The organism is Zobellia russellii, assembly GCF_044597075.1.
GTDB lineage: Bacteria > Bacteroidota > Bacteroidia > Flavobacteriales > Flavobacteriaceae > Zobellia > Zobellia russellii.
The window spans coordinates 2,719,012-2,739,999 of record NZ_CP139000.1; the positions used below are offsets into that span (position 1 = coordinate 2,719,012).

Below are 20,988 nucleotides of genomic sequence, written 5' to 3' on the forward strand. Positions count from 1 at the left end.
CCATTGAAACTAAACCAAAAAATTGGCACGCTGGCACTAGGTGTTCTGCTGTCGCTTACCTCATATAGCTCTGTGTTTGGGCAACAAACACCAACATTTACAGAGTACAATTACAATCCGTTTATATTAAATTCCGCTTATGCGGGTTTAACCCAAAACACAGAAATTTCATTAAGCAATTCTGGATTTTTTAACCAGATAGAGGGTAGCCCTAAAAGCTTCTCTTTGAGTGGTCATGGATCTTTGAACCGGAATAAGGTTGGTCTAGGCGCCGGTCTCATAAGAGATCAGATAGGAGTAACTACTTCCACAAATTTCTTTGCATCCTATTCCTATAAAATATTCTTTGACTTTAAAAGTAACAGACCTTATTGGCAACTCTATGATGCAGGGGTATTATCCTTTGGGATTACCGCAGGTCTTCAACAATACCAAGACAACTTAACCCAACTAGGCATAGTAGGCGACCCAAATTTTGCACAGGACATCAATGCTACCATACCAACAATTGGTTTGGGATTTTTATTTAATCACGCTTCGTTTTATGTAGGATTTTCAACGCCAAATATCTTAGGGGATGCGTTGGCTTCAGACGATTCATTAAAATTAAATAGTCCTTATTATGGATATTTTGGGTATCGCTTTTTCAACAATCGTTTTCAAGATTTAATGATAAAGCCCAACGTTCTCATAAAGCATGAGAATGGTGCCGCATTACAGGCGGATTTAAATGTTGCTGTGAGTTTTAGAAACAAATTTGAATTAGGTACGGGATATAGGACCAATAATTCTTTAAACTTTTTAGCAGGCATTTATTTATTTGATAATGTACGGGCCATATATAACTACAATTTGGCTACTAATGATTCTTCGCTAGGGAATACCCACGGAATTATTTTGAGCTATCAATTTGGGGATGGTTATGCATTAGACTAAATTTCAGCTATGTCCATAAAAAAAATAATTATTGGGTCCCTCCTACTTGGTGCAGCTATAATAGTGAGCTCTTTTTACTTGGTTTTTAGGACAAAAACAGAAGATTTATCCAATAAATTTCCCTATAACACAATTATTAATAAAACCTTGATAACCAAACATGAGTGCTATATAACCATACACCAGCATTTTTTAGAAAACCCATATATCTTAAATCTAACTAACACTAGTTTTTACGAAACCAATAAACCCATTTATAAACTGCCCATTGGAACATCATTAAATATTGAAAAAACAAAAGCATTTACAACACCCGTTAGTGGCTCAACACATTCAATTGTAATGGGAAGCGTTTATATTCCCGAACTAAAAGAGACTGTAAAATTTGAATTTTTCTGGGGAGAGAACCCTACTTATGGCCTTTATGACCATGACGATAATTACGATATTTACCCACTTGCTCCATGGCAAGAAAAGGCACTACCCTATAAATATTTTTGGGATGGCCGTAAAGAACCCCACGATTGGGAAGAATGGAACTTGTTATCCAATTAAGCGAGAGTTGCAGAAAAGACAAAACCGATACGAATATCGGTCTTAAGGCTTGCTGCTGTTTACTTAAACAAATAAACTATGATACAAAGATGTAGCTTTCGTACGTTTCAAAAGTTACCTTAATCTTACTTTATGGTTATCAAATTCAACCTATCTCTGGCGATAAATTATTTGATCATACCCAAATTAACCACCTCTTGCTCCGTTAGGTAACGCCAGTGCCCTCTAGGCAAGTCTTTTTTGGTAAGTCCTGCATAAACTACGCGGTCCAATTTTACGATTTCGTACCCTAGAGTCTCAAAAATACGTTGTACAATATTGGTACGGGTACTGAAGATTTCCATACCTATTTGGTTCTTGGGCGCTTTATCTACAAAACTAATATCCTGTACCTTAATTACCTTCTCATCAACAAGTATTCCTTCTTGAATCTTTTTTAAATCGGCACTACGTAAAGGTTTGTTGAGTTCTACATGAAATATCTTTCGCAATCCGTTTTTAGGACTGTTCAAACGTTTGGTCAACTCGCCGTCATTTGTAAAAAGTAAGAGCCCTGTGGTATCCTTACTTAGCTTACCTACAGGCAGAAGCTCCGTTTTGGTAGCTTTGGAAATTAAACCTAGAGCGGTACGCCTACCGTGCTCATTTCGTGCAGCGGTCGTAAAATCTTTGGGTTTATTAAGCAGTACGTATTCTTTTTTAATAGGGTTCAGCAAACGGCCATCAAACTTAACCTCGTCCGTAAGTTTTACTTTATACCCCATTTCAACCACAGGCTTTCCGTTTACGGTTACACTACCCGCTGAAATATAAATATCCGCTTCTCTACGTGAACACACTCCTGAGTTGGCTACATATTTGTTCAAGCGGATAACGTTAGGGTCCGATGGTTTTTTTGGTTCTTGTTCCGTTTTCTTCCGTATTGGTGCATTACCACGCGCATAACTCTTCTTGCGGAAAGTACCACCTTGTCTTCCCGAAGCTCTCTTATCATTGTTGGAATCTGATCTGCCCATATCTAAAATTTATGCAAAGGTAGCTTTAATCTTTGAACTCTACGGTAGATTGACGCTCTCTATTTACGCTAAGCTTCGTAATATCAGGTCTTGAGTAGTGCCCAACCGGGTCAAAATTCTGGCGCTCTTCATAAACCCTGTTAAAATCAAGGTCATGATACAACAAACCTTCCCTATCCAAAACAGGCTCAAGCAACCATTCCCCATCAGGACCTGCAATGCAAGAACCTCCATTGGCCATGACCTCGGGTGCCTTTTTCAATATTTCTTGCAAATGTGGTGTAGTTTCCGGAAAATCGGATTTTTTCATCAATGAGGATACAGATATTACAAAACTGCGTGATTCCCGCGCTATAAAACGGGTTATATCTTTTGTATTAAGATCACTACCTGGCCAAACGGCAATATGTAAATTCTCGCCCTGACCGTAAAGTGCCGTACGTGGTAAAGGCATCCAATTCTCCCAACAATTAAGTCCGCCAACGGTAAATTGTTTAAGCGGGTGTACTTGAAGTCCGTTACCATCTCCGGGCGCCCATGTTAATCGTTCGTCATAAGTGGGTTGTAATTTACGGTGAACGGATTTGATTTCGCCCGTGGCATCAATATAAACCAAAGAGCAATAGAGACTATGGCCTCCCCTGTTTTGGGCTCTTTCAATAATGCCCAAATACACCGCAATCTTATGTTCCTTTGCCAAAAGACACACAGAAGCCAACTCACCTAGTTCAATTTGCACAGAATTTCGTGCATAGTGCGCATGTAATTCTTTATTCACTTTGGTATCCCAAGCCGCTCCATCCGTTAAGGCCAACCAAAAAGGATAACCGGGCAAAAGGGCTTCACCAAAAACTACAAGTTCCGCTTTTTCGTTTGCAGCCTCCCGAAGAGTGGCCTCAATTTTCTTTAGTGTCGCTGCTTTGTCCAACCAAACTGGTGAAATCTGGGCCAGAGCCACTCTCAATCTATTTTCCATTATAAAATTCGATTTAATACTAGGTCTACGTCAATCAAGAGAATACTAAAAACTCCTACTATGATAATAAGCTTAAGGATGTTATGCAGCCAAACATAGTCTTTCTTAGATTTTGATTTTACCAATAAAACCAAGAATAACAATAAAAGTAGCACGCAGGCCATAAAATAGTAATGCATATACCCTACATCAAACTTTAGTATTAACAAAAGTGAAGGAATCAAGGTTAGCAAAATCAATACAGAAATAAGAGTTTTAGAAACCTTACCGCCATACAAAATAGGAATGGTCTTATAGTTCTGGGCCAAATCTCCTTTTATGTTTTCTAGGTCTTTGATCATCTCTCTTGCCAAAATCAATAAAAACAAAAACATGGCATGCACAAAAATTACGTTTTCAAAATTTTTGTAATACACAAAGACGGCAAAAAAAGGGGCTATGGCCAGGGTAGCGGAGACAAAGTTGCCCACAAAAGGCATTTTTTTTAATTTATGTGAGTAAAACCATATCCCGAAAATATAGGCCGAAAAGAAAAATACCGCCTTAAATGATACATAACTTGCCGCTATAACCGCCAAAAAATTAAGGATAAAATAAGTGGTTAACTTAAACTGTTGGCCAACAAACCGATCGATCATACTCTTTCTGGGTTTGTTGATCAAATCTTTCTCCGCATCGTAAAAATTATTGATAATATAACCGCTGGCGACTACCAAGGCCGAAGCTATTACGATAATAAAAAGGTTTAGATCAAAGACAACTTCCCGCACAGGTAGTTGATGTGCCAAAATATAGATAGACGCCAAGTACTGCGCCAAAACAATCATGAGAATATTGTATCCGCGAACAACAGAAAACAGACTGAATACCTTTAATAGTAAAAGCCTATTTTTTCTACTGAGCATGTATTGTGATTTTAGAAGTTGTAAACCACTTCCAAATTGTAGCCCTTCAATGCTTTTTTAGCTTTATCCAAATCTTCGGCAAAACCTAGAATGTAGCCACCACCACCGGAACCACAAAGTTTTAGATAATAGTCATTGGTCTCAATACCTTTTTTCCATAGGTCATGGAACTTTGCCGGTATCATAGGCTTAAAATTATCAAGCACCACGTGAGACAATTGTTTTAGGTTGCCAAAAAGCGATTTTACATTTCCGCTTACAAAATCTTCCACACAAGCATCTGTGTGTTTGATAAACTGGTCTTTAAGCATGTTACGGAAGCCCTCTTGTTTCATTTTCTCCATGAAAATTTGAATCATGGGAGCCGTTTCGCCCGTTGAGCCGCTATCCAACAAAAACACTGCCCCTTTTCCTTCCGGATTTTGGGTAGGTATGCTGGCAGATTCTATATTATCTTGAGAATTGATAAGAATAGGAATACTCAAATAACTGTTCAAAGGATCTAGACCAGAAGATTTTCCGTGGAAAAAAGATTCCATTTTTCCGAAAATTGCCTTTAACCTAAGTAATTTCTCTCTGGTAAGGTTTTCAAGAACCGTAATCTTATCCTGTGCGTATTTATCATAAATAGCAGCAACAAGTGCGCCGCTACTGCCTACACCATATCCTTGCGGAATAGAACTATCAAAATACATACCCCCTTCAACATCAGCTTTTAAAGAAACAAAATCAAAGGAAACTAAATCAGGACTGTTTTTATGGATCATCTCTAAGTAACCTACATATTCACGAAGACTAGCATTAGATTCCTTAGCCGTTTCAGACGGGTTTTCATCCGTCTTTAAAGCTCCCTTAAAAAAATTGTAGGGAATGGAAAGTCCTTTGGAATCTTTAATAATCCCATATTCTCCAAAGAGAAGTATTTTCGAATAAAATAATGGTCCTTTCATTATATAGTTGGTTAGCTACGGTGCAAAAATACAAAATATACTTTTGATGATTCTACAATTCTGCCCCACTACACGATTAACGTTATAATTTTATCTGTTAAAACACATAAACCCCGCCATACTTAGTCCGGTTTAAAGCAAAAACCTTACCCATCTGCAGCCAATTCATGTTATGCACCTACTTAAAGATACGCTATATGTACGTTTTATGATACATAATGGATCAAAACAACATATTGTTCTTGAAGCTTGAACGGCCTAACTTCTATTAAATTATGAAGTTCTTAGTTTATTTTTTGAGCGCCGTTTCCTACAAAGTCGTGAATAAATTGTCCGTTTTGGCAATACGCCGCTAACTCATCCTTAATAAATTGTTGTACTTGTGTTTTCTCATCTTCAGGATAGAGTACATGAACATTGGCCCCGGCATCCAAAGTGAAGCAGACATGGGTTTTAGAATCCTCGCGGAATGCCCATATTTTATTGATAATTTCAAGTGTATTGGGCTTCATGAGGATGAAATAAGGTTGACTTGTCATCATCATAGCATGAAGCGTTAGGGCTTCGCTTTCAACAATAGAAATAAACCCGTTTAAATCACCCTCGGCAAAAACCGTTTCTAGCTTTAAAAGGTTTTCATGGGCCTGATGAAACCGTTGTTCCGCAAAAGGATGCCCGTGCATGAGGTCATGCCCTACCGTACTGCTCACCTGTTTTTGACCTTTGTCTACCAATAAAATGGTATCGCAATAATTTTGAAAAACAGAATGTACTTTATGTGGATATTCAACTCCGTATAAGTTGGAACTCCCCTCAATTTTGGCATGTACGCCCCATTGCACTAAACTACCTTTTATACTCCGCGCGGCACTCCCCGAACCTAATCTTGCCAAAAAAGATGCCTTTTGATTAAAATAATCCTGAGTCATTTCAGGGTTTAAATTGCGTTCTATCTCCATTAGACAAAGTGCCAATGCGCTCATACCTGACGCCGATGAAGCTATACCACTACTATGCGGAAAGGAATTAGAGGTTTCTATCTTAAACTGATACTCCTTTAAAAACGGAAGATACTGATATACCCGCTCAAAAAAAGTACTGATTTTCGGTTTGAAACTTTCCTCTACTTTTCCATCCAAAGCAACATCAAAGAAAAAGCTATTACTTGGCTCGTTTAATCTCTCATAGGTTACCGTTGTTACCGTAGCACATTCGTTTAAAGTAAAACTAATGGAAGGATTAGCTGGAATCTGGTTTTCCTTCTTCCCCCAATATTTTACCAAAGCAATATTACTTGGTGATTTATAGGTGGTTTTTCCGGATAAAACGGACTTTGTATAAGGAGAGGGAATAAATTCTTTCTCGGTCATCGCGAAATATTTTGTGCAAAGATAGTTTTTACCAAGATTGTGATAACCATCAATGGAATAAATCACTATTTTAGGGGTAAACGCTTTATATTTTGAAAAAGAAAGCCCTCTACATTATATGCGCCGTAAGTATTTGTCTTGCTATTGGGTTCCTATCTAGTTTTGCTACCCAAAGCTCCGTAAACGACTGGTTTACCACGCTCAACAAACCTAGCTTTAATCCGCCTAACTGGGTGTTTGCGCCCGTATGGACCGTTCTATACATTATGATGGGCGTAGCCGCCGGTATTGTTTGGGCAAAGGGTCTTTACCATTTATGGGTTCAGACGGCACTTTACCATTTTGGATTTCAATTGCTATTAAATGCAACATGGAGTATTGTTTTCTTTGGCCTTAAAGAACCGCTCTTGGCACTATTGGTAATTATTACTTTGCTTATTGTACTTGCCATTACCATAAAATGGTTTAAAGTGGTAAGCAAACCTGCCGCCTGGCTATTGGTGCCCTATCTGCTTTGGGTATGTTTTGCAACCGTTCTGAACTACAAACTTTGGGAACTGAACTAACTACTATTTCAAGAAGACATTTCAAATAGCTTTACCATGGTGTTATAATTTCGGGTAGTGGCTTCAACCTTTAACTTTCTCTCTACAAAATTGTTGTTCAATTTTGCTTTTCCGTATCCTGTTTTACACCATAAATACACACAATAACACGTTATTGCAAACTCCTCTTGAGCATTGGTTTCTGTACTAAAAGCATCAACAAGTCCTTGCTCCGGCAGATTTTTCAACAAAACAAAATACACTTGTTTCCGGGCAATGGCATCCAAATCCGTATACGGATTACTATTAAAAATATCCTGAAAGTCGCTTCTTGATTTTACCAGAACAGGCACATCAAAACCAAAAGCTTTTTTAATGTTTTCAGCAATTGAAACTTCTAAAATAGCAGTACTTACTTCCTCACTTTCAAAAACCACATTACCACTTTGTATATAGGTTTTTACATTTAAAAAACTCAGCTCAGTTAACATAGACCTCAACGCTGCCATAGGCACTTTCTTCTGCCCGCTTACGTTTATCCCCCTTAACAAAGCAATATAAACACTCATTTAAAAACTATTAGCTACGGCCTGTGCGGCAATATACCCGCCCGTCCAAGCATTTTGAAAATTAAAACCTCCCGTAATAGCATCTACATTAATGACCTCGCCAGCAAAATACATACCGGGCAGCTTTTTACTCTCATACGTCTTGAAATTCACTTCTTTTAAATCGATACCGCCTGCAGTGACAAACTCTTCCTTAAAGGTACTTTTTCCATCAATTTTAAGCTCGCATTCTACAAGTTGATGCGCTAATTTCTCCAATTGATTTTTGGTAACATCGGCCCATTTATCCGTCTCATCAATACCTGAAGCCCGTACCAGATTGGTCCACAACCTACGGGGAACTTCAAGTGCCTTGGTTCTTAAAACGGTTTTTTTGGCCTCTACCTCCTTAATTTCCAAAAACAGTCCCATGAGTCCCTCAAAGTTATAATCCGGAAGCCAATTTACCCGTATCTTGAATTTGTAGTGCATGTCATTCAATAAACGTGCACCCCATGCCGATAGTTTTAAGATTGCCGGTCCGCTTAAACCCCAATGCGTAATAAGAAGTGGCCCATCCGAAGTTAAAATAGGCAGTTTGGATTTTTTGCTTTTTAACCGTGTGGTAACTTTTGAGTTGTACACTTGATTTTGGAATACCTCTACCTGTGCCAATGTACTTACCCCGGGAATACCGGCAATACGCTCGTCTTTGCAGTTAAACGTAAATAGAGAAGGCACCGCAGGCACAATTGTATGGCTCATATTTTCTAGAAGCTTCCACACTTTAGGATTACTTCCCGTGGCCACTACAAGTTTTTCACACTCATAGCTATGTTTAATAGTAGTTATTTTAAACCCCTCTTTATCCTCCCTTTTTTCAATTTTGGAAACCGCGCTGTGTTTTAATATTTTAACACCCAAACGGTTTGTTTCGTTCAAAAAACAATCGATAATGGTCTGGGAAGAATCCGATTCCGGGAACATGCGCCCGTCCGATTCTATTTTAAGGGTTATTCCCCTTTCTTCAAAAAAAGCTATGGTATCTCCGCTACAATAGGTGTGAAAAGGGCCTATAAGTTCTTTTTCTCCCCTAGGATAGTTTTTGGTCAACTCCCTTGGGTCAAACTCTGCATGGGTTACGTTACAACGTCCTCCACCGGAAACCTTTACTTTTCCCAAGACATCCTTGCCCCGTTCTAAAATTGCAATTTTAAGATGTGGTTTTGCCTCCGCAATATGAATAGCCGTATAAAACCCTGCGGCACCTCCGCCAATAACGATAACATCAAACATTAATCAATACGTTCTGGATAATTGGTAATAATACCATCAACGCCAAAGCGTTTCATTTGTAGAATATCCTGTGGCTCGTTTACCGTCCAAGGATAAATCTTAAAACCGGCCTCTTTTATCTTTATGTTATTCTCTGCGGTAAGTTTTTTAAAGCTAGGATTAATAGCTTCAGCATTCAATTCACTGCCAACCTCCAGTGCGTCCAGTGGGTTACCTTCAATTAAAACAGCAATTCTTACTTCTTTATTTACCTTTCGCATATCCCGCAACTCATCCCACTCAAAGCTGGAAATAATAAAATCGTTCAGTTGCCATTTACCCGATTTTACTTCGGCTCCCATCATTCTATTCACATCAACGGCCGTATTCCTTCCTTTTAGTTCAATATTCAATTGGGTCTTTCCTTCCATAACATCCAGAACCTCTTGTAGCGTGGCTATTTTATGCCCGCCCTCTACGGTTAAAGCTTTTAGCTCGTTAAGGGTATACTTTTCTATTTCACCTTTTCCATCGGTTAAGCGCTCTACCGTATCATCATGAAAGACCACAATTTCACCGCTCTTTATTTTAAAAACGTCAATCTCCAACATATCCACACCCATCTCCATGGCTTTCTCAATAGAAGCTATTGTGTTTTCGGTTTCATGGCCCATGGCACCGCGGTGCCCAATAACTAATGGTTTCTTGTTTTCCATACAACTTGATAGAACTAGAGCACAAAAGATAGTCAGAATTGACAACTTATTCATGATATACTATTTTACAGTGAAAATAAAAGATTCCAGAGGATTAATATCTATGCGTACTTGAGCGGAACCGTTTTGCACTTTTAAAATTTTCTCCACCCCGTAAAGTACATCAGTAATGATATGTTCCCCATCTGGCAATTGCCATTCGCGAACAATATTTTCCGGAAGTTTCAATTCAAAACCAAACCAGTCATTGGCATCAAAGTTTGAAATGACAATAAGTTTTTCACTATTGGACCAACGTACATATGAAAGTACGTGATGGTTGTAATATTCCGTATGGTCTTTATTGTAAAAGTGAATGTCTTGATATGCCCCCATTAGCGCACTGCTATTAACGGTAAAAGACAATAAACGCTGATAAAAATCCCGTAACTCAGCCTCTTCTTTGGAGAGCTGGCCACCGTCAAACTTTTTATTGTTCACCCACCTTTGATGGTGCGGCACCCCTATATAGTCAAAAATTGAAGTCCGTGTAGGGCTTCCAAATCCAGCATTTTCCGCAGCAGGCTCGCCTACCTCTTGTCCAAAATAAATCATAACCGGAGCGGTGGTCATAGTGGCCGAAACCACCATTGCAGGTTTTCCTTTGTTGGCATCACCGGCAAAATCTGGAGAAGCAATACGCTGCTCATCATGGTTTTCCAAGAAATGCAACAAGTGGTGTTCAATATCTTGCGTACCGTTCTTTATAACAGGAATGTGATCCGTCCAACCATGGCCTTGCATAATTCCTTTTAGGGAATCGTACATTTCTACCTTATCATAGAGGTAATCCATTTTCCCTCTAAAAATATAATTTCTGTATTCGTGGGGGTTATAGACTTCGGCCATTAAAAAGGCATCCGGATTTTTCATTTTAATATTGGAATTCATATAACTCCAAAACTCCACAGGTACCATTTCGGCCATATCATAACGGAAACCGTCTACGCCCATTTCTATCCAGTATAGCGCAATGTCCTTAAACTTTTTCCAAGAATCCGGAACAGACCTTTCTTCCCAAAACTCAAAATGGGCCTTATAGTCCTTCCCACCAAAATCATCTGGTAAAACATCAAAATCATAATGACCATCCGATCTTACCCCATAATTTATTTTTACGGTCTCGTACCAATCATTAAAGTCCGGTTGCGCCAAACGCGAACCATTGCCCGTCCATTTTGCCGGGTTTTCATAAAACTTATGGTCTACCCCTTCATGGTTTTCCCCGCCCAATGGCAAATACCCATCACGCCATTCTGGTACTTGAAAAGGAGTATTGGGAATATAATAAAAGTTATTGTCCCTATGATATTCTACCGATGTATCGTCTGACGCTCCAAAAGGCTCCTTACCCTCAGGAGTTGAACCGCCTTCATACTTCCGTGCCACATGGTTGGGAACGATGTCAATAATTACCTTTAGACCTTCTTTATGTGTACGGGCGATCAAATTCTTGAACTCTTTCAGCCTATTTTTCGGATTTTTTGCCAAATCGGGATTTACATTGTAATAATCCTTTACGGCATACGGCGATCCTGCCCTTCCTTTTACTACATCCGGATCGTCATTAGAAATTCCATATGCCGTATAATCATTAATTACGGCATGGTGGGGCACTCCTGTATACCATATGTGGGTTACACCCAGGTTTTTAATTTCCTGCAAGGCCTTTTTTGAAAAATCCGAAAACTTCCCTACCCCATTCTCTTCAATGGTTCCCCACGGCTTATTAGTTGTATTGGTATTACCGAACAACCTAGTAAACACATGATATACCACCTTCTTTTTATTCCGCCCCATGCTTCAAACTACTTTCACTTGATTAGGAGTTAGCACAACACGCTCCCCGTTCAAGCGGATGGACATATCTTCCTGACCGTTAAGCAGAAACTCGGTACTACCATTTTTTACGGTTACCTTAAGAATTCTATTTCTAAAGTTGATTTTAAACGAATAGGCCTGCCATTGCTCTGGTATCTTGGGCTCAAAAGAAAGCTTATCGTCTACCACCCTCATTCCTCCAAAGCCTTCTACAATACTCATCCAAGTACCGGCCATAGAGGTAATGTGCAAGCCCTCTTCCACTTCTTTATTATAATCATCCAAATCTAACCTGGAAGTTCTCAAGTAGAATGTGTAGGCCTGCTCCATACGATCTAATTTTGCAGCCTGAATGCTATGTACGCATGGCGATAAAGAGGATTCATGTACCGTAAAAGGCTCATAAAAATCAAAATGCTTTTCCAATTCCTTCTCCGAAAAATGGTCTTCAAAGAAATAAAAGCCCTGGAGAACATCGGCCTGTTTGATATAGGGCGAACGTAAAATGCGGTCCCAACTCCATTTTTGATTGATAGGTCTTTGTGTTTTGGGCAGCTCACTAACCGTAATCAGCTCTTTGTCCAAAAATCCGTCCTGTTGCAAGAAAACACCTTTTTCCTCGGAATACGGAAAATACATATTATCCGCTACCTTTTGCCATTGTCCTACTTCATTGTCCGTAAGTTTGACCTTGCCGATTACCCTTTGGTAATCCTCATTATAACCGTCTTCAACCTGTTGTAACTGCTTTATGGTATAGTCAATACACCATTTGGCCAGATAGTTCGTATACCAGTTATTGTTTACATTATTCTCATATTCGTTGGGTCCCGTAACCCCCAAAATAACATATTTGTTCTTAGCCGAAGAAAAGCTGGCTCGTTGGTGCCAGAAACGGGCAATACCAATAAGTACCTCTAACCCCATTTCCGGGATATAAGAGTAGTCTCCCGTAAAGCGGTAATAGTTATAAATGGCAAAGGCTATAGCCCCGTTACGGTGTATTTCCTCAAAAGTGATTTCCCATTCATTATGACATTCCTCACCGTTCATGGTAACCATTGGATAAAGGGCCGCTCCATTTGAAAAACCTAATTTCTGAGCGTTCTCAATAGCTTTTTCAAGGTGATTGTATCTGTATTTCAATAAACTACGAGCCACATTTTGATCTTTGGTAGCCATATAAAAAGGAATACAATACGCTTCCGTATCCCAATAGGTACTTCCGCCGTACTTTTCTCCCGTAAACCCCTTAGGTCCAATATTTAAACGTGAATCCTTGCCCAAATACGTTTGGTTCAACTGAAAAATATTGAACCGGATGCCTTGTTGCGCTTTTACATCGCCATCTATGGTGATATCGCTCATCTCCCATATTTTGGCCCAGGCTTGCATTTGTCTATCCAACAACGCTTCAAACCCTAAATCAAAACCTTTGAGCAAAGCTTTTTTAGAAGCTTCCCTTAATGCAGATGCATTATGATTACGAGAAACTACATATCCTCCTAACTTATGGAGCGCTAAAGTATCTCCTTGTTTAGCAGTTTGTACATATTCGTGACCAACACGCAATTCGGAAATCTGTTCCGCTGGATGATGTTCTATAGCCTCCCCGTTAAGGAACAACCTGCTTTCCATAAACGTGCAGGTCTCAAAATGGGTTTTCATAGTATGCGCTTCTATAAAAGCCTGCTTGCCTTCCGAAGTCACCGAAGTAGTGTTCCAAAACTTATCGTCCCAATTGGAATCTTCATTGGTAATACCACTATCTAGATAAGGAACAAACTTAATTTCCGCATCGCCATTTTCGGGTGTTATTTCATATTTAATAGCCCCAACCTCGTCTAAATCCAAAGACAGGAAACGTGTTACTTTAACGGAAACCTTATCATCATTAGGCAGAACGGCCGTAAAAACACGACGGTACCAGCCTTCTTTCATATTTAGTTCCCTACTGAAATTATCTACTTTTTTGCAGGTATTTAAATCCAAAGGTTCTCCGTTGATGAAAACCTCTATTCCGATCCAATTAGGTGCGTTCAGAACTTTGGCAAAATACTCTGGATATCCATTTTTCCACCAGCCAACGCGGGTTTTATCCGGATAATAGACCCCAGCTATATAACTCCCTTGAAAAGTATCTCCCGAATACGGCTCTTCAAAATTGGCCCGTTGCCCCATAGCTCCGTTACCAATACTGAAAATACTTTCTGATGATTTGACCAATTCTTTATCAAAACCTTCTTCAATAATTGACCAAGGGTCCGCTTTTATATACTCTTGCATTTCGTTTAAATTTAGGGGTGAAAAAATGGGCTTATGCCTCGGCCGACATTAAGCTTTCCAGAAAATCTAGGCTCATCTCCGTAAAGTCGTTGAAATTATAATTCGCTTCGGAAAGAACCTGGGCGTCTCCAATACCAATACTTACCATATTTGCATTGTTCGCCGCTTGTATACCTGCCACTGCATCCTCAAAAACAAGACATTTTTCCGGTGCAACACCCAACTTACGGGCCGCGATCAAGAATACCTCTGGGTCAGGTTTTGCCTTGGTTACGTCATTGCCGTCTACAATGGCATCAAAATAAGATAAAAGATTTACTTTTTCCAAAATGGGCCGTGCGTTTTTACTTGCCGAGCCAAGGGCAATAGGAATATTCCTTTCCTTTAAAAAATTTAAGATCTTTGGCACATCCGGTAGAACTTCGGACGCATCCATTTTTTCTATGTATTCTAGATAGTCTTTATTCTTTTCAACCATCCAAGTATCAAATTGTTCTTGGGTTGCCGTAATGCCTCCAATATCCAAAAGGATTTCCAAACACCTTTTACGGCTTACGCCTTTAAACAATTCATTCTGCTCTTTTGTAAATTCAAAACCTAATTCATTGGCCAGTTTCTTCCAAGCTAAGTAATGATACTTTGCGGTGTCTACAATTACGCCGTCTAGGTCAAATATAAATGCCGATGTACTCATATAGTTTCAACGTATTAGATTATAATATAGGTAACTCTTAAAAAATTAATCCAGCAGCATTAGACCAACATCTATTTATTTATAGTAGAGCCTCTTTCTAGAAGAGTTGCCTCTATAACTTCTGTTTTATAGACTTCCTCTTCATCAAAACCAATTTCGTTCTCAAGTTTTTCAATTAACATCTCAGCCGCCCTTTCTCCCATTTTCTCTCCGTGTTGGGCAACAGTTGTTAATGTTGGAGAGGAGTAGCGGGACAAAAGTCCGTCCGTAAAGCCAATTACCGAAACATCTTCTGGAATCTTAAGCCCCTTCTTTTGAGCTGCGCCCATAAATAGTACTGCAAAAATTTCATTAACACACAACACCCCATCAAAACTTTCATTTTCAACAAAGTTCTCTATATAGGACTCTTCTATTCCTTTAAAAGGCAAAACTAAGGTTAACTTTTCATCATAGGCTATGTTATGGTCCAGAAGAGCCCTTTTATAACCTTCTGCCCTCTTTTCGCTAACGTTAAAATAACTTTCAGTAGTGACCAGTGCTATTTTCTTCTTTCCTTCGGCCAACATTTTCACAGTCGCATCGTAAGCAATCTGTTCATCGTTCATCACTACTTTATCGCACTTAATTTCATCAATGACACGATCAAAAAGAACCAACGGAAAACCCTGTTCCATTACTTCTTTTAAGTGGCTAAAGTCATTCTTCTGCTGAGTTTCCGCAGAAACGGACATAATAAAGCCGTCTATACTACCATTGGCAAGAAGTTCCATGTTGAACACTTCTTTTTCGTACGACTCATCAGACACACATACAACCACGTTATAGCCATGTTCATTGGCACACTTCTCAATACCTCTAAAAACCGTAGTGAAAAAATGATGTACTATATCTGGAATAACAACACCTATATTCTTTGTCTTTCTGTTTTTAAGGCTTAAGGCTATAGTATTGGGCCTGTAATTATACAATTTTGCAAAGGCCTTTACCTTTTGCTTCGTGTCAGCACTTATCTCATCGCTATCTTTTAGCGCTTTTGAAACCGTGGAGATAGATACCTCTAATTCTTTAGCAATTTGTTTTAAAGTAATCTTTCGTTTCAAATCTTATAACTTTTGGATAGTGAAAATAAACTATAAAATGAGTAAATGAGAACCTTCTCATTTTTTTTAACAACCTCAGGTGTTTAACAGGTAATTTTAGCACTTTTTTAATTAAAAAGAAAAACTGTATATTTGAAATAGATATCAATTCCCCGATTTCAACCTTCACTTATTATTTATTTGATATTTATTCGATATTATAATTATTATAATCGAATTATATAAAAGTTATTAACACGAAACCGTTTTCGTAGTTTTCGCAAGCGCCCGTTCGTGTGTTTTAAGGTCAATTTTATATACATTTAACATTATTTTATAATTAAACTCAACTTAAAACATCTCATTTATGAAGATCATGCTACTAAAAAACCTGGTTATGGTTGCGGCTTTCTTAAGCTTTGGCATAATACAGGCTCAAGATGTATCGGGAACTGTTTCCGACGCTAGTGGTCCGTTGCCGGGAGCAAGTGTTGTTATTAAAGGTACAACTAACGGAGCTCAAACGGACTTTGACGGAAACTATGCCCTGAGTGACGTTCCAGAAGACGCTACTTTAGTTTTCAGTTATATTGGCTTTGCCTCTCAAGAAGTAAAAGTAAATGGCCAATCCACTATTAATGTAACGCTACAAGAAGACGCGCAAGCCCTGGATGAAGTAGTTATTATTGGTTATGGCTCTACCACTGTAAAAGATGCTACAGGCTCTGTTTCTTCCGTAACATCAGAAGATTTTAATAAGGGTGTAATTTCCTCACCTGAACAGTTAATACAGGGTAAGACAGCCGGTGTTCAAATATCACAATCAAGTGGTGAACCAGGAGCCGGGATTTCCTTAAGAATTAGAGGTACTGGTTCAGTAAGAGGAAATAACAGTCCATTATTCGTAATTGATGGAGTTCCTGTTTCTAACGAAAGTGTTTCTGCATCTGGTGCAGATGTTGGAGTTGGAACAAGTGGTTCCAAAAACCCGCTAAACTTCTTAAACCCTAATGATATTGAGAGTATGAGTATCTTAAAAGATGCGTCTGCTACAGCAATTTACGGTTCAAGAGGTGCCAATGGGGTTGTTGTAATTACCACCAAATCAGGTAAAGGCGGTGCTGATGGGCAGTGGAATTTCTCCACAAACCTAAATATAGCTCACGTTGCTGATGAATACGACCTATTGACAGCAGACGAGTTTATAGAGCGTGGAGGAGCTAATTTAGGTGGTTCTACTGACTGGCAAGATTATGTATTTAGAACCTCTGCCTCTGTTGACAACAATTTAGCTTATTCTAAAAATTATGGAAGTGGAAATGTTAGAGCAACTTTTGGATACTCTAAGCAATTTGGTGTTATTGAAAACACGGACCTAGAACGTATTACAGGTAGGATTAATGTAAACCAAAGATTTTTTGAGGACAAATTAACTGTTGGTTTTCAAGGAACGATTTCAAGAATTAATGACAGGGTGCCATTTGTTAGTAGAACTTCCGGTAGTCTTGGTGATTTATTAGCGGCGGCATACTATTCCAATCCAACGCTACCTTCCAACCCTAATGCAAGTGCAGAGCCAGATAGAAATCCTGCCAACCTTTTAGAGTATTATGACGATAACACCAATACGAACAGAGTTCTTGGTAATCTTTCTTTAAACTATGATATTACTGATGAGTTTTCTGCCAAGTTAAATATTGGGATAGACAAATCTGATTCTTCTAGAGGTCAAGTTGCAGGTCCACAAATACTTGCTTTACAAAACGGAGCCGCCAATAATGGTCGTGCCGCTGTAAGCAACTTGGATACAGAAAACCGTTTGATGGAATTTACCGTAAATTATAAAAAAGAGTTTGAGAACTCTAGATTAGATGTTCTTGCAGGTTATTCTTTTCAAGACTTCAACAGAAAAGGACAGAATATTTTAGGGCAAGGTTATGGTAGTTCCGATTTGAACCAAATCATTAAAACTACGGAACAGACGTATGACGACACCAAAAACCTCGCAAATAACTACCAAGCTTACGGTATAGGTGTATTTGCAGATGAACCAGATGCAGGTGATTTATTTAGAATATTGGGTCTTTTTCCAAATCCTAATGTAACCACTCAAGGTTTACCCGGTATTCCTATAGACGCTTTCGCTGTTGATACATTTGACACTACCGATGAGCTTCAGTCTTTCTTCGGAAGAGTAAATTATACTCTTTTTGACAAATACTTGTTTACTGGTACTTTTAGAGCTGATGGATCTTCAAGATTTGGTGACAATAACAAGTATGGTCTTTTCCCTTCAGCTGCCTTTGCATGGAAATTGAACCAAGAAGATTTTATTAACGAAGACACTTTTTCCACTCTTAAACTTAGATTAAGCTGGGGTATAACAGGTAATCAAGATGGTTTAGGCCACGGTAACTATCTTAACAGAACTAGATGGAGAAATGGAATACAGGGCAATGCACTATCCATTTCAGGAGGTTCTCAACTATCCTCTCCCGCTACTTCAGAAATTGCATTTGCCAACCCAGATTTAAAATGGGAAGAAACAACGCAATATTCATTTGGTGTTGATTTTGGTTTTGGCGCAGATCGTTTTACCGGTAACATTGATTTATACCGAAAAGAAACTAGAGATATTCTATTGAACTTACCTGCTGTACAACCTGCAACTTCACCATTTGTATTTCAAAATGTAGACGGCGTTATCCTAAACCAAGGTATTGAACTAGGATTGGATTATGATATTGTACAATCTGAAGATTTTAACTGGAACGCCAATTTCAACATTGCTTATAACCAAAATGAGTTAACGGATTACAATGGTCCTAATATTCAAGCGGGAGATTTATTCGGACAAGGATTAACAGGTACTACATCACAAATCTTAACTGACGGAAAGCCATTGTTTACCTATAACTTAAGAAATGTAGATGAAAACTTTGTGGTAGATACAGACCCAACAATTCTTGATAAGTCCGGACTTCCTAAAATCACGTCTGGATTCTCTACTGGAGCTTCTTACAAAAATTGGGATGCCTCTTTGTTCTTTAGCGGTCAATTTGGTTTCTATGTATACAACAACACGGCCAATGCTCTTTTTGCGTCGCCACAAATTGGTAGCAGAAATAATTTAAAAAGCACTGTTGATGAGGGTGTAATCTTATCCGCAACCAATCCTAGTACCTACTTCTTAGAAAAAGGTGATTTTGTTAGGCTTCAATCTGCATCGGTTTCCTATAACGTTCCTTTAAGCGGCACAGGATATCTTAAAAGTTTGCGTCTAAGTCTTAATGGGCAAAATTTATTTTTGCTAACTGGCTATAGCGGATTAGATCCTGAAGTAAGTACTTCTAACATTCCAGCAAATGGTTTGCCCTCTGCTGCCATTGACTACCTTGCCTATCCAAGGCCAACAACTTACAGTTTAGGCATTAATGTTACTTTCTAAAAAAATTATTATGAAAAAAATAAAAATTTATATAAGCGCAGTACTTCTAATTCCAATGGCGTTTTCGTGTACGGATTTGGAAATAGAACCTACTGATTCACTAATTACCGATGGGTTTGCAGGCGTTGCCGATATAGAAGGAGAGGTATCAAACCTTTCTAACATTGTAGCCGGAGACCGTTTGGTAAATGCAGCCGGACTCTTTTCCCTAAACGAAGTAACCACAGATGAATACTTAGTTCCTACAAGAGGAACGGACTGGGGTGATAACGGTGCTTGGCTATCTCTTCATAAACAAAGCTGGAATGCAGAATTAGGAGACATAGTTGGAACATGGCAGCAACTTAACAGTGTTACTATTAATGCCACTCGTACTATTAGCGATAAAAGTACAGTTACTGCATCTGGAGACATAACCGAGTTAAAGGCACAGGCTAGATTTTATAGAGCTTGGGCAATGAATTGGATTTTGGATATGTGGAGACAGGTACCTTACAGAAATGTAAACTTACCAAATAGTGCCGTTCCAGATGTTTTAACGGGTCAAGTAGCCATAGATAGTATAGTAGCTGATTTAAATATTGCTATTCGTGATCTTCCGGTTGTAACCGCTAGTGATGATATCACCAGTAAATCTTCACCCACTAGAGCGGCAGCTAACTTATTGATGGCAAAACTTCACCTTAACAAGCACGTCTATCTTGATGGTACTCCGCAACCAGAGGATATGCAAGTAGTTATAGATGCAGTAGATGCAATTGCCGCAGATGGTTACACATTAGCCGCCCCAGGAGATTTCTTTGACATTTTCAGACCAAGTAATGATGTTGAAACTATTTGGTGGTCTCCAGGTGATGCCGGACAAAGAATCTGGCATACCTTACATTACAGCCAAAACTTCCCAGGCGCCAATGATGGTGGTGGATGGAACGGTTTTACAACTTTGGCTGAATTTTACGATTTGTTTGAAGGTCCTGCAGAAACAAACTACCCTGGCGACGGACAAGAGGAAAGAAGAGGATTGGTACATGATGCAAGTACTGCAAATGCCGAAAACCTAGGTATTGGAATAGGGTTCTTAATTGGGCAACAATACGAGCAAGATGGTACTCCATTAAACGCAAGAGATAACGTAGACGGTGTTCCCCTAGTATTTACAAGAGAAGTTGAACAAGCGGAATATACTTCTCCAGCCGACAATGCTCTATTGGAAACGTCTGGTATTAGAATGACCAAATACCACCCTAATGAAGAAGGAGGAGATAGAAGAACCCATATTGTAAGATATAGATATGCCGATGCCTATTTAATGAAAGCAGAAGCAATGTTTCGAATGGGCAATGATCCTTTAACCCTAATTAATGATTTAAGAACTGTGAGGGGTGCTTCTAGCTTAACTACAATTCAAGAAGCAGATTTATTAGCCGAAAGGGGTAGAGAATTGTATCAAGAACAATCAAGAAGACAAGACCTCATAAGGTTTGATCAATACCTAAGAGCATGGAACCTTAAGGATGCGGGTGATTCGCATTTGGAAATATTTCCAATTCCACAAGCTGATATACTTGCAAATCCAAACTTGGTTCAGAACCCAGGTTACTAAATTCTTTAATATTTAAGTGTTTAAAAGGCCGCCTCCGGGCGGTCTTTTTACATCTAGGCAAATAAAGTAAATCTATTTCTCGCCGTAGATTAAATAGATTCTAACTAGTAGATGTAAATCCTATAATTTATTTGCTTTCTACAGGAATTGCTATCTTGCATAGTATATAAAAGAACCCATTTTGTTAACAAGTACTGCAATTAAATTTAGAATAATCACGCTT

The 20,988-nt window shown here is 38.9% G+C and carries 17 protein-coding genes; 5 read left to right on the forward strand and 12 right to left on the reverse strand.

The genetic code is table 11. The annotated features are described in order from the left end of the window. The first annotated feature begins 3 nt into the window (after positions 1-3). Complete coding sequence (locus SJY45_RS11085; protein ID WP_303404408.1) at positions 4-936, forward strand: PorP/SprF family type IX secretion system membrane protein; 933 nt, start codon at positions 4-6, stop codon at positions 934-936. A 9-nt stretch (positions 937-945) separates the two neighbouring features. Continuing rightward, a complete protein-coding gene (locus tag SJY45_RS11090; RefSeq protein ID WP_303404409.1) occupies positions 946-1,491 on the forward strand; it encodes a hypothetical protein in 546 nt (181 codons plus the stop codon). A 167-nt stretch (positions 1,492-1,658) separates the two neighbouring features. On the opposite strand, the gene SJY45_RS11095 is transcribed toward SJY45_RS11090, so the two are convergent. From SJY45_RS11095 to SJY45_RS11115, 5 genes are all read right to left on the reverse strand, one after another. Further along, positions 1,659-2,507: a pseudouridine synthase gene (locus tag SJY45_RS11095; protein ID WP_215437745.1), complete on the reverse strand. Its 849-nt coding sequence runs from the start codon at positions 2,505-2,507 to the stop codon at positions 1,659-1,661. A gap of 25 nt (positions 2,508-2,532) precedes the next feature. Beyond that, positions 2,533-3,483, reverse strand: a complete 951-nt coding sequence (locus SJY45_RS11100) for a carbon-nitrogen hydrolase family protein (protein ID WP_400070718.1) — start codon at positions 3,481-3,483, stop codon at positions 2,533-2,535. After that, the gene (locus tag SJY45_RS11105) at positions 3,483-4,388 is read right to left on the reverse strand and encodes a geranylgeranylglycerol-phosphate geranylgeranyltransferase (RefSeq protein WP_400070720.1); all 906 of its coding nucleotides are present in this window, start codon (positions 4,386-4,388) and stop codon (positions 3,483-3,485) included. Before SJY45_RS11105 ends, SJY45_RS11100 begins: the two co-directional genes overlap by 1 nt. Before the next feature lie 11 nt (positions 4,389-4,399). Continuing rightward, positions 4,400-5,338 carry a mevalonate kinase gene (locus SJY45_RS11110; RefSeq protein WP_215437736.1) on the reverse strand — a complete coding sequence of 313 codons (939 nt, stop codon included), beginning with the start codon at positions 5,336-5,338 and terminating at the stop codon, positions 4,400-4,402. A gap of 284 nt (positions 5,339-5,622) precedes the next feature. Beyond that, positions 5,623-6,708, reverse strand: a complete 1,086-nt coding sequence (locus SJY45_RS11115; protein WP_289060836.1) for a diphosphomevalonate/mevalonate 3,5-bisphosphate decarboxylase family protein — start codon at positions 6,706-6,708, stop codon at positions 5,623-5,625. 92 nt (positions 6,709-6,800) lie between these two features. Here SJY45_RS11115 and SJY45_RS11120 point away from each other — a divergent pair, with 92 nt between their 5' ends. Beyond that, positions 6,801-7,274, forward strand: coding sequence for a TspO/MBR family protein (locus tag SJY45_RS11120; protein ID WP_400070722.1), 474 nt, complete (start codon positions 6,801-6,803; stop codon positions 7,272-7,274). 8 nt (positions 7,275-7,282) lie between these two features. On the opposite strand, the gene SJY45_RS11125 is transcribed toward SJY45_RS11120, so the two are convergent. The 7 genes from SJY45_RS11125 to SJY45_RS11155 form a co-directional block, all read right to left on the reverse strand. After that, positions 7,283-7,822 (reverse strand): DUF1697 domain-containing protein, encoded by a 540-nt coding sequence (locus tag SJY45_RS11125; protein WP_400070724.1) that lies wholly within the window; start codon positions 7,820-7,822, stop codon positions 7,283-7,285. After that, a complete protein-coding gene (locus SJY45_RS11130) occupies positions 7,823-9,097 on the reverse strand; it encodes an NAD(P)/FAD-dependent oxidoreductase (RefSeq protein WP_400070726.1) in 1,275 nt (424 codons plus the stop codon). After that, positions 9,097-9,792 carry a glycerophosphodiester phosphodiesterase gene (locus SJY45_RS11135; protein ID WP_400070728.1) on the reverse strand — a complete coding sequence of 232 codons (696 nt, stop codon included), beginning with the start codon at positions 9,790-9,792 and terminating at the stop codon, positions 9,097-9,099. Before SJY45_RS11135 ends, SJY45_RS11130 begins: the two co-directional genes overlap by 1 nt. A gap of 60 nt (positions 9,793-9,852) precedes the next feature. Then, positions 9,853-11,631, reverse strand: a complete 1,779-nt coding sequence (locus tag SJY45_RS11140; RefSeq protein WP_400070730.1) for an alpha-amylase family protein — start codon at positions 11,629-11,631, stop codon at positions 9,853-9,855. A gap of 3 nt (positions 11,632-11,634) precedes the next feature. Then, positions 11,635-13,938 (reverse strand): glycoside hydrolase family 65 protein, encoded by a 2,304-nt coding sequence (locus SJY45_RS11145; protein WP_400070732.1) that lies wholly within the window; start codon positions 13,936-13,938, stop codon positions 11,635-11,637. Positions 13,939-13,969: 31 nt separating this feature from the next. Continuing rightward, on the reverse strand, positions 13,970-14,632 hold the full coding sequence (gene pgmB / locus SJY45_RS11150; protein ID WP_400070734.1) for a beta-phosphoglucomutase: 663 nt from the start codon (positions 14,630-14,632) through the stop codon (positions 13,970-13,972). Positions 14,633-14,703: 71 nt separating this feature from the next. After that, positions 14,704-15,735: a LacI family DNA-binding transcriptional regulator gene (locus SJY45_RS11155; protein ID WP_215913777.1), complete on the reverse strand. Its 1,032-nt coding sequence runs from the start codon at positions 15,733-15,735 to the stop codon at positions 14,704-14,706. A 346-nt stretch (positions 15,736-16,081) separates the two neighbouring features. Here SJY45_RS11155 and SJY45_RS11160 point away from each other — a divergent pair, with 346 nt between their 5' ends. Together SJY45_RS11160 and SJY45_RS11165 are read left to right on the forward strand one after the other, a co-directional pair. Beyond that, positions 16,082-19,162: a SusC/RagA family TonB-linked outer membrane protein gene (locus SJY45_RS11160; RefSeq protein ID WP_400070736.1), complete on the forward strand. Its 3,081-nt coding sequence runs from the start codon at positions 16,082-16,084 to the stop codon at positions 19,160-19,162. A gap of 10 nt (positions 19,163-19,172) precedes the next feature. Then, positions 19,173-20,765, forward strand: a complete 1,593-nt coding sequence (locus SJY45_RS11165; RefSeq protein ID WP_289037196.1) for a RagB/SusD family nutrient uptake outer membrane protein — start codon at positions 19,173-19,175, stop codon at positions 20,763-20,765. Positions 20,766-20,988 lie beyond the last annotated feature (223 nt).